The organism is Paraburkholderia sp. BGA-UO-ETr-F12 (assembly GCF_059567945.1).
The window spans coordinates 135,401-143,934 of record NZ_JCAQOZ010000018.1 but is presented as its reverse complement, the minus strand read 5'-3'; the positions used below and the strand labels follow the sequence as shown (position 1 = coordinate 143,934).

Genomic DNA, 8,534 nt, shown 5'->3' with positions numbered 1-8,534 from the left:
AATACTCGTGTGAGACTTGATACTTTCGCTTCCGGCAGACTCCGGGGAGTCCACCGCGCGTCGCGCATCAAGCGCCCACACTTATCGGCTGTTAATTTTTAAAGATCGAGTCCGCATTCACCACCGAATCCGCACCGCGTTGCCCACCTGCGCAACCACCGGTACCGCTTCGTTCTGCGTCGCTGCATCAGCAGCAGAGAAACGAGATTATGAAGAACTTTCGCTACATCGTCAACAGGTTTTTATCACTTTCTCAACCCGCTCACGTCGCTCAAACCCTTGCCACGACTGGCTCTCCCGCTTCCCCGTGCCCCGGTGTCCGGAGCACGAAAGAGCGAGATTCTAGCGAGCCGGGCACCGCCTTGCAAGCGTTATTTTGACAAGCGTATTAGCGATGCTTGAAAACCGGCTTGCGCTTCTCGACAAACGCGGCCATCCCCTCCTTCTGATCCTCCGTCGCGAACAGCGAATGGAAGAGGCGGCGCTCGAAATGCACCCCTTCTGCAAGCGTCGTTTCGTACGCTCGGTTAACCGATTCCTTGACCATCATCACCGCGGGCAGCGGAAACTCAGCGATGGTCGCTGCTGCAGCCACCGCCTCGTCAAGCAGCGAAACTGCGGGAATCACCCGGGAAACCAATCCAGCGCGCTCTGCCTCGGCAGCATCCATGAAACGGGCAGTCAGACAGAGATCCATTGCTTTCGCCTTTGAGACGGCGCGCGGCAGCCGCTGCGTACCGCCGGCACCCGGCATGATGCCGAGCTTGATTTCCGGCTGGCCGAACTTCGCCGTGTCGGCGGCAAAAATAATGTCGCACATCATCGCCAACTCACAACCACCGCCAAGCGCAAAGCCCGCCACCGCTGCAATGATCGGCTTGCGGATCGAGCGCACAGTTTCCCAGTTGCGAGTGATGTAGTCGCCTTTGTAGACATCCATATAGGTGTAGGTCGCCATCATGCCGATGTCGGCACCGGCGGCAAACGCTTTCTCGCTGCCCGTCACCACGATCGCACCAATCGCGTCGTCGGCGTCGAACTCGCGCAGCGCCGTGCCCAGTTCGTCCATCAAGGCGTCGTTCAGCGCGTTCAACGCCTTCGGACGATTCAATGTGACCAAACCGACCCGCCCTCTCGTCTCAACCAGAATGTTCTCGTAAGCCATGCCGCCTCCTAATGGTTAATGCTGCGCGAAAACGCTTCGCGCGGCCGTCTTAATAATGCTACCATTCACCAACCAACCGGTCGGTCAATTATTCGACAGGCTTTTCCCAACGTACAGTCAAGCCCCTCTGCCATGACACATCCGCTATTCACCAAGCACGAAGACACGCTGCAAAAGGCACTCACCGCGATTGAGACGCGCGGCTACTGGAGTCCGTTCGTCGAGATGCCCAGTCCGAAAGTGTACGGGGAAACAGCGAGCGCAGACGGCGAAGCCGCATTCAAAGCGCTTCTGAACAAGACGTTCGAAATCGACCAGCCATCGACCGGAGAAACCGTCGGCGCCGAAGTCTCGCCGTTCGGGTTCCCGCTCAACGTGCGCTATCCGAAAGCCGATCCGGACGCACTGATCTCCGCAGCGGCCGCCGCCCAGCGCGACTGGCGCCTCGCCGGGCCGCAGGCGTGGATCGGCGTATGCCTCGAAATCCTCGCGCGCGTGAATCGCGCCAGCTTCGAAATCGGCTACAGCGTGATGCACACAACCGGCCAGGCATTCATGATGGCCTTCCAGGCCGGCGGCCCGCATGCGCAAGACCGTGCACTCGAAGCAGTCGTGTACGCATGGGACCAACTGCGCCGCATCCCCGCCGATGCCCACTGGGAAAAACCGCAGGGCAAGAATCCGCCGCTCGCGATGCACAAACGCTACACCGTCGTGCCGCGTGGCACCGGTCTCGTGCTCGGCTGCTGCACCTTCCCGACATGGAACGGCTATCCGGGTCTGTTCGCCGATCTGGCAACAGGCAACACGGTTATCGTCAAGCCGCATCCCGGCGCGATTCTGCCGCTCGCGCTGACCGTACGAATCGCACGCGACGTACTGCGCGAAGCCGGTTTCGATCCGAACATCGTTACGCTGCTGGCGACCGAACCGAACGACGGCCCGCTCGTCCAGGATCTCGCACTGCGCCCGGAAATCAAATTGATTGACTTCACGGGCAGCACACAAAACGGCAACTGGCTTGAGCGCAATGCGCATCAGGCTCAGGTCTTTACCGAAAAAGCGGGCGTCAATCAGATCGTGATCGACTCTGTGGACGACATCAAAGCCGCCGCTCGCAATATCGCCTTCTCGCTCGCGCTGTACTCGGGGCAGATGTGCACCGCGCCGCAAAACATCTATGTGCCGCGCGCCGGCATCCGCACCGCTGAGGGCACGCTCGGTTTCGACGAAGTCGCTCAAGCTATCGCCACCGCGGTACAAAAACTGGTTGCAGACCCGGCGCGCGCCGTCGAACTGCTCGGCGCGATCCAGAACGAAGGCGTAACCCAACGCATCGGCGAAGCCGCCAAGCTCGGACGCGTTCTGGTGGAAAGCCAGTCGCTCGAGCACCCCGCTTTTGGCGGCGCCCGCGTACGCACGCCGCTCGTGCTTCAACTCGATGCCACAACCGACAAAGCGCAGTTCACCAAGGAATGGTTCGGCCCGATCTCGTTCGTGATCGCGACGGATTCGACCGCGCAGTCGCTCGACCTCGCTGGTGCAATTGCCGCCGAGCACGGCGCGTTGACGCTGTCGGTCTACAGCTCAGATGAAGCCGTGCTCGAAGAGGCGCACGAAGCATCGATCCGCGGTGGCGTCGCACTCTCGATCAATTTGACGGGCGGCGTTTTCGTCAATCAATCCGCAGCCTTCTCCGATTTCCACGGCACGGGCGCCAATCCCGCAGCAAACGCCGCGCTAGCTGACGCAGCCTTTGTCGCGAACCGCTTCCGCGTCGTTCAAAGTCGCGTTCATGTTGAACCGAAAGCGGCACCGGCGGTAGCTGGCTGAATGGCATAAGACAAAAGCACGGCTTTCGTCCTATGCCGTTTGGCCGAATAGACCGGGCCGTGCGCCCCAATTAACATGAGACATCGGATCGGCACATCTCGCCGATCCGCTCCGGTAGGAACCCACATGAACGACGCCTTCATCTGCGATGCGATTCGCACCCCAATCGGCCGCTACGGCGGCGCCTTAAAGGATGTCCGTGCCGACGACCTCGGCGCGGTACCGATCAAGGCGCTGATCGAGCGCAATCCCGGCGTCGATTGGCAGGCCGTCGACGACGTAATCTATGGCTGCGCCAATCAGGCCGGCGAGGACAACCGCAACGTCGCACGCATGGCCGCATTGCTAGCAGGCTTACCCACGAATGCACCCGGCGCGACCATCAACCGCCTGTGCGGCTCGGGCATGGATGCGGTCGGCACCGCTGCTCGCGCCATCAAGGCCGGCGAAGCGCGACTCATGATCGCCGGCGGCGTCGAAAGCATGACGCGCGCGCCGTTCGTGATGGGCAAGGCCACCAGCGCATTCTCGCGGCAGGCCGACATTTATGACACGACGATCGGCTGGCGCTTCATCAATCCGCTAATGAAGCGCCAATATGGTGTCGATTCGATGCCGGAGACCGCAGAAAACGTCGCCGTTGAATTCGGTATCAGCCGTGCGGATCAGGACGCGTTTGCGATGTCGAGCCAGAAAAAGGCCGCCCGCGCGCAGCGTGATGGCACCTTGGCTCAGGAAATCGTGGGCGTTGAAATCGCGCAGAAGAAAGGCGACCCCGTGCACGTGACGCTCGACGAGCATCCACGCGAAACATCCCTCGAAAGCCTGGGCAAGCTCAAGGGCGTGGTTCGCCCCGATGGCAGCGTGACCGCTGGCAATGCCTCGGGCGTAAACGACGGCGCGTGTGCACTACTGCTCGCGAGCCAGGAAGCAGCCGATCAATACGGATTGCGTCGCCGCGCACGTGTAGTGGGTATGGCGACGGCGGGCGTGGAACCGCGCATCATGGGCATCGGCCCGGCGCCGGCCACACAAAAGCTGTTGAAGCAACTGAACATGACACTCGAGCAGTTCGACGTCATCGAGTTGAACGAGGCGTTCGCTTCACAAGGGCTTGCCGTCCTGCGCACACTCGGTCTGCGCGACGACGATCCGCGCGTCAATCCGAACGGCGGAGCGATTGCACTCGGTCACCCGCTCGGAGCATCCGGCGCGCGCCTGATCACCACTGCGCTTTACCAACTGGAGCGGATCAACGGTCGCTTTGCGCTTTCCACGATGTGTATCGGTGTGGGTCAAGGCATCGCCCTCGTAATCGAACGGGTCTGAAATCGCCGCTGCCCTGCCGGTAAATGAGACTTTGAGGAGACACCCAATGTCATTTGAAGCGATTCGCCTCGACATCGACGCATCGAGTCGCGTGGCGACCATCACACTGAACCGCCCCGACAAGCTCAACAGCTTTACGCGTGCGATGCACCAGGAATTGAGCACCGCACTCGACCAGGTCGAGGCGTCCGGCGCCCGCGCGCTCGTGCTGACCGGTGCGGGCCGCGGCTTCTGCGCGGGACAGGATCTCGCGGATCTCGACTTCACGCCAGGCGCGATGACCGACCTCGGCGAGCTGATCGACGAGCATTTCAATCCGCTGATTCGCCGCCTGCAAGCACTGCCGTTGCCGGTGATTGCCGCGGTCAATGGCACGGCCGCTGGCGCCGGCGCCAATCTCGCGCTGGCTTGCGACCTCGTGCTTGCCGCTCGTTCGGCCAGTTTCATCCAGGCATTCGTAAAGATTGGCCTCGTCCCGGACTCGGGTGGCACCTGGTTCCTGCCGCAACGAGTCGGCATGGCACGCGCCTTGGGCCTCGCCATCACCGGTGACAAACTGGGCGCGGAGAAAGCCGAAAGCTGGGGGCTGATCTGGCAAGCGGTCGACGACACCGAACTCGCCGCCACCGCAAGCAAACTCGCAGCACAACTGGCGCAGCAACCCACGCGTGCCATCGCCGCGATCAAACAGGCAATGCGCGCGGGCGTGATGCAAACCCTGGATCAACAGCTTGATCTCGAACGCGATCTGCAACGCGAACTCGGTGCTTCGCACGATTACGCGGAAGGTGTGCAAGCGTTCGTGGAAAAACGCGCACCGCGCTTCGAGGGTCGCTGATATGTCCGCACAGCCCAACCACCCGGCCCACATGACCCCAGACGAACTTGCTCGCGCCACCGCGGCAGCAATGTACGAAAACGACGCTTGCAGCAAAGCGCTTGGATTCGAGATCGTAGAAGTCCGTCCGGGGTATGCACGCTTGCGCATGGCCGTGCGCGACGACTTCCTGAACGGCCATCAGATTTGCCACGGCGGCCTGATTTTCACGCTCGCTGATTCGACGTTCGCTTTCGCGTGCAATACGTACAACATCAACACCGTCGCGGCCGGATGCTCGATCGAATTCTTGCGGCCCGTGAAGGGTGGCGACGTGTTGACCGCCGAAGCGGTCGAACAAACGCTGAGCGGCCGCACCGGCATTTACGACATTCGAGTCACGAACCGCGCCGAGGAAACCGTAGCGATGTTTCGCGGCAAATCTGCGCAGATCAAAGGCAACCTGATCCCTACGGGCGATTGATTAGCAGAGCCGCACCAAATTCGCAGCAAAGTCGCAGCGCGCCCGCGACCCATTGGCCGCGCATCCATGAATAGCAATGAGTCCCCGGTTTTCGCGCAGAAGCGTACCGTAACCCCAGACCCAAGCATTGAGGCAGCAAGGAGACATTCGATGACCACCGCCCTTCCTCTCGATCCTATCGAGACAGCCAGCCGCGACGAACTCGCCGCGCTCCAACTCGAACGGCTCAAATGGTCGCTGAACCACGCTTACGAAAATTCGCCCGTATATCGGAAAAAATTCGACGAGGCCGGCGTCCATCCAAGCGAAGTGAAGGCCCTCGCGGACCTCGCGCGTTTCCCCTTCACCACCAAGAAAGATCTGCGCGATAGCTACCCGTTCGGCATGTTCGCGGTGCCGCAGGAACAGATTTCGCGAATCCACGCGTCGTCGGGGACAACGGGGAAACCGACGGTGGTCGGCTACACGGCGCGCGATATCGATACGTGGGCAAATCTCGTCGCCCGTTCGATCCGTGCCGCAGGCGCAAAACGCGGTGACAAGGTTCACGTGAGCTACGGCTACGGATTGTTCACCGGCGGCCTCGGCGCACACTATGGCGCCGAGCGCGCAGGGCTGACCGTGATTCCGTTCGGCGGTGGCCAGACTGAAAAGCAGGTGCAACTGATTCAGGACTTCCGGCCCGACATCATCATGGTGACGCCGAGCTATATGCTGTCGATCGCCGACGAACTCGAACGGCAAGGCATCGATCCGGCGAGTTGCTCGCTGCGCCTCGGCATCTTCGGTGCGGAACCGTGGACCAACGATATGCGCCAGGCAATCGAAAAGCGCATGGGCATCGATGCCGTCGATATCTACGGTCTGTCTGAAGTGATGGGACCGGGCGTCGCGTCGGAATGCGTCGAAACGAAAGACGGCCCGACCATCTGGGAAGATCATTTCTACCCCGAAATCATCGACCCCGAAACCGGTGAGGTGTTGCCGGACGGCGAACTCGGCGAACTGGTATTTACTTCGTTGAGCAAGGAAGCGCTGCCGATCATCCGTTACCGGACGCGCGATCTGACGCGCCTCTTGCCCGGCAGCGCGCGAACCATGCGCCGCATGGAAAAAATCACGGGCCGTTCCGACGACATGATGATCGTGCGGGGCGTGAACGTATTCCCGACGCAGATCGAAGAATTGCTGCTCAAGCAGCGCGCCCTCGCACCTCACTATCAGATCGTGCTGACCAAGGAAGGCCCGCTCGACGTACTGACGTTGAACGTCGAACCGTGTCCGGAATCGGCCCCGGACACAGCCGCGCTGACCAACGCGAAGCAGGCGCTGGCCTACGACATCAAGGCGCTGATCGGCGTAAGCGCGGTTGTGAACGTGCTGGGGGTAAACGGGATCGAGCGTTCGGTGGGCAAAGCACGCAGGGTAGTGGATAAGCGGAAATCGGGGCTTTAGGCCATAAACCGGCACGCCAAGGGTTGATGGTTGCTAACGGTACTGACCGGCATCAGTCCCGTTAGCAAATGTGCCGGCAGCGAACCCGCCGCCGCGCGCACCTAACCTTCACGAATTCGGCAACAGTAGCCACATCCGTCCGCCCTGCTTCATCTTGCCAGCCAGGTCGCCGGCATCGTCGCCGAGACCCCAGAAGTAGTCCGCGCGGACGCCACCCTTGATCGCGGAGCCGGTGTCCTGTGCAAAGACAAGGCGATTCATCGGTGAGTTCGTCAACGGACGCGTGGTCTGCAAGAACACCGGCGTACCCAGCGGAATCGAAGACGGGTCCACCGCGATCGACCGCTCCGGCGTCAACGGCACGCCCAGCGCACCAATCGGGCCATCCGCCCCGCCGCTCGGCGCACCTTCGCCGGACGGCATTTCGCGGAAGAACACGAAGCGCGGATTCGTATCGAGCAAGGCGTCAACCCGCGTGGGATTCGCGCGCGCCCATGCCTTGATGCCCTGCATGGTCGCTTGCGCCGGCGTCAGTTCGCCGCGATCGAGCAACCACCGCCCGATCGATTTGTATGGCTGGTTGTTGGTGCCTCCAAAGCCGACTCGCATTACGCTACCGTCTTCCATCACGATGCGCCCGGAACCCTGCACCTGCAGGAAGAAAGCTTCGATCGGATCGTCAACCCACACGAGTTCATTGCCGTTAAGCACGCCCGAGCGCTCGAGTTGCGCACGCGAAGGCAATGGAGCACCCGCGCGATAGCCGGATGGCCAACGGTACAACGCCGTCTGATACACGCCGTGCCGCGTGCGCGAACCGCGCAGCAAGGGCTCGTAGTAGCCGGTGACGAGGCCGTCGAGCGTGCCGTCGTTATTGGCTAACTGGAACGGCGTGAAATAGGCCTCAAAAAACGCCCGTGCGCCGGTCACGTCCAGATCGTCGATCTGCGAGGCCGCCGCGCATGCGCGCGCCCAGTTCGGTTGACGGGCGAGCCTCAGGCAGTTTTGCCGCAACGCAGCCGTTGCGCCGATCAGCGAATCGTCTTGCCACCCGGGCACCTGTTGCCAGGCTACCGCCGTAAGGCGCGTCGCGGCGATCTGCCCGGGTATGATCGCGGCACCCGTGGGCGGCGAAACCGAAGGCCGGACGGCGCCGCCGCCCCCGCAGGAAGCCAGCATCACCGCAACCGAAAGCGCGCCGAGCCATGCTCCGGCAGCGCGGACAAAACGCATACAATGTTCGTTCTTGATGGAAACCGCCATGTCTGATCTGTTCGACGAATACCCGATGCTCATCTTCGCGCTGGAATCGCTCCTAGCGCTCTTCCTGCTCGTCTTTATCGTTGTATGGACGTCGTCCGGCAAGAAAAAGGCCGCGCGCACCACCACCAATGACCAGCAAAAGCAGCAAAAATCCCAGTAAAGCCGCGCCGTAAAGCCTCTTAAAGACC

At 61.6% G+C, this 8,534-nt stretch carries 8 protein-coding genes; 6 read left to right on the top strand and 2 right to left on the bottom strand.

Annotated elements, in window-relative coordinates:
• Positions 1-388: 388 nt before the first annotated feature.
• Positions 389-1,165: an enoyl-CoA hydratase gene (locus AC57B6_RS07720; protein ID WP_025647763.1), complete on the bottom strand. Its 777-nt coding sequence runs from the start codon at positions 1,163-1,165 to the stop codon at positions 389-391.
• Positions 1,166-1,297: 132 nt separating this feature from the next.
• Between AC57B6_RS07720 and paaN the strand changes: the two genes are divergently transcribed.
• The 5 genes from paaN to paaK all read left to right on the top strand — a co-directional run bounded on the left by paaN (position 1,298) and on the right by paaK (position 7,083).
• Entirely contained in the window at positions 1,298-2,998 is a 1,701-nt protein-coding gene (gene paaN, locus AC57B6_RS07715; protein ID WP_106355207.1) for a phenylacetic acid degradation protein PaaN, read from the top strand.
• Positions 2,999-3,124: 126 nt separating this feature from the next.
• Positions 3,125-4,327, top strand: a complete 1,203-nt coding sequence (pcaF, locus tag AC57B6_RS07710; RefSeq protein WP_046567662.1) for a 3-oxoadipyl-CoA thiolase — start codon at positions 3,125-3,127, stop codon at positions 4,325-4,327.
• 46 nt (positions 4,328-4,373) lie between these two features.
• A complete protein-coding gene (gene paaG, locus AC57B6_RS07705; protein ID WP_046567660.1) occupies positions 4,374-5,165 on the top strand; it encodes a 2-(1,2-epoxy-1,2-dihydrophenyl)acetyl-CoA isomerase PaaG in 792 nt (263 codons plus the stop codon).
• A gap of 1 nt (position 5,166) precedes the next feature.
• Positions 5,167-5,628 carry a hydroxyphenylacetyl-CoA thioesterase PaaI gene (gene paaI, locus AC57B6_RS07700; RefSeq protein ID WP_025647758.1) on the top strand — a complete coding sequence of 154 codons (462 nt, stop codon included), beginning with the start codon at positions 5,167-5,169 and terminating at the stop codon, positions 5,626-5,628.
• Positions 5,629-5,778: 150 nt separating this feature from the next.
• Positions 5,779-7,083, top strand: coding sequence for a phenylacetate--CoA ligase PaaK (gene paaK, locus AC57B6_RS07695; RefSeq protein ID WP_496420936.1), 1,305 nt, complete (start codon positions 5,779-5,781; stop codon positions 7,081-7,083).
• A gap of 108 nt (positions 7,084-7,191) precedes the next feature.
• Here paaK and mltA read toward each other — a convergent pair whose 3' ends face one another.
• Positions 7,192-8,316, bottom strand: coding sequence for an MltA domain-containing protein (mltA, locus tag AC57B6_RS07690; RefSeq protein ID WP_491563237.1), 1,125 nt, complete (start codon positions 8,314-8,316; stop codon positions 7,192-7,194).
• Between the two features lie 28 nt (positions 8,317-8,344).
• Here mltA and AC57B6_RS07685 point away from each other — a divergent pair, with 28 nt between their 5' ends.
• Entirely contained in the window at positions 8,345-8,506 is a 162-nt protein-coding gene (locus tag AC57B6_RS07685; protein ID WP_028199700.1) for a hypothetical protein, read from the top strand.
• The last annotated feature ends 28 nt before the right edge of the window (positions 8,507-8,534 follow it).

Bases quoted from the DNA above. Each gene is read 5' to 3' on its own strand.
- AC57B6_RS07720 (WP_025647763.1), bottom strand. From the start codon at position 1,165: ATGGCTTACGAGAACATTCTGGTTGAGACGAGAGGGCGGGTCGGTTTG.
- paaN (WP_106355207.1), top strand. From the start codon at position 1,298: ATGACACATCCGCTATTCACCAAGCACGAAGACACGCTGCAAAAGGCA.
- pcaF (WP_046567662.1), top strand. From the start codon at position 3,125: ATGAACGACGCCTTCATCTGCGATGCGATTCGCACCCCAATCGGCCGC.
- paaG (WP_046567660.1), top strand. From the start codon at position 4,374: ATGTCATTTGAAGCGATTCGCCTCGACATCGACGCATCGAGTCGCGTG.
- paaI (WP_025647758.1), top strand. From the start codon at position 5,167: ATGTCCGCACAGCCCAACCACCCGGCCCACATGACCCCAGACGAACTT.
- paaK (WP_496420936.1), top strand. From the start codon at position 5,779: ATGACCACCGCCCTTCCTCTCGATCCTATCGAGACAGCCAGCCGCGAC.
- mltA (WP_491563237.1), bottom strand. From the start codon at position 8,316: ATGCGTTTTGTCCGCGCTGCCGGAGCATGGCTCGGCGCGCTTTCGGTT.
- AC57B6_RS07685 (WP_028199700.1), top strand. From the start codon at position 8,345: ATGTCTGATCTGTTCGACGAATACCCGATGCTCATCTTCGCGCTGGAA.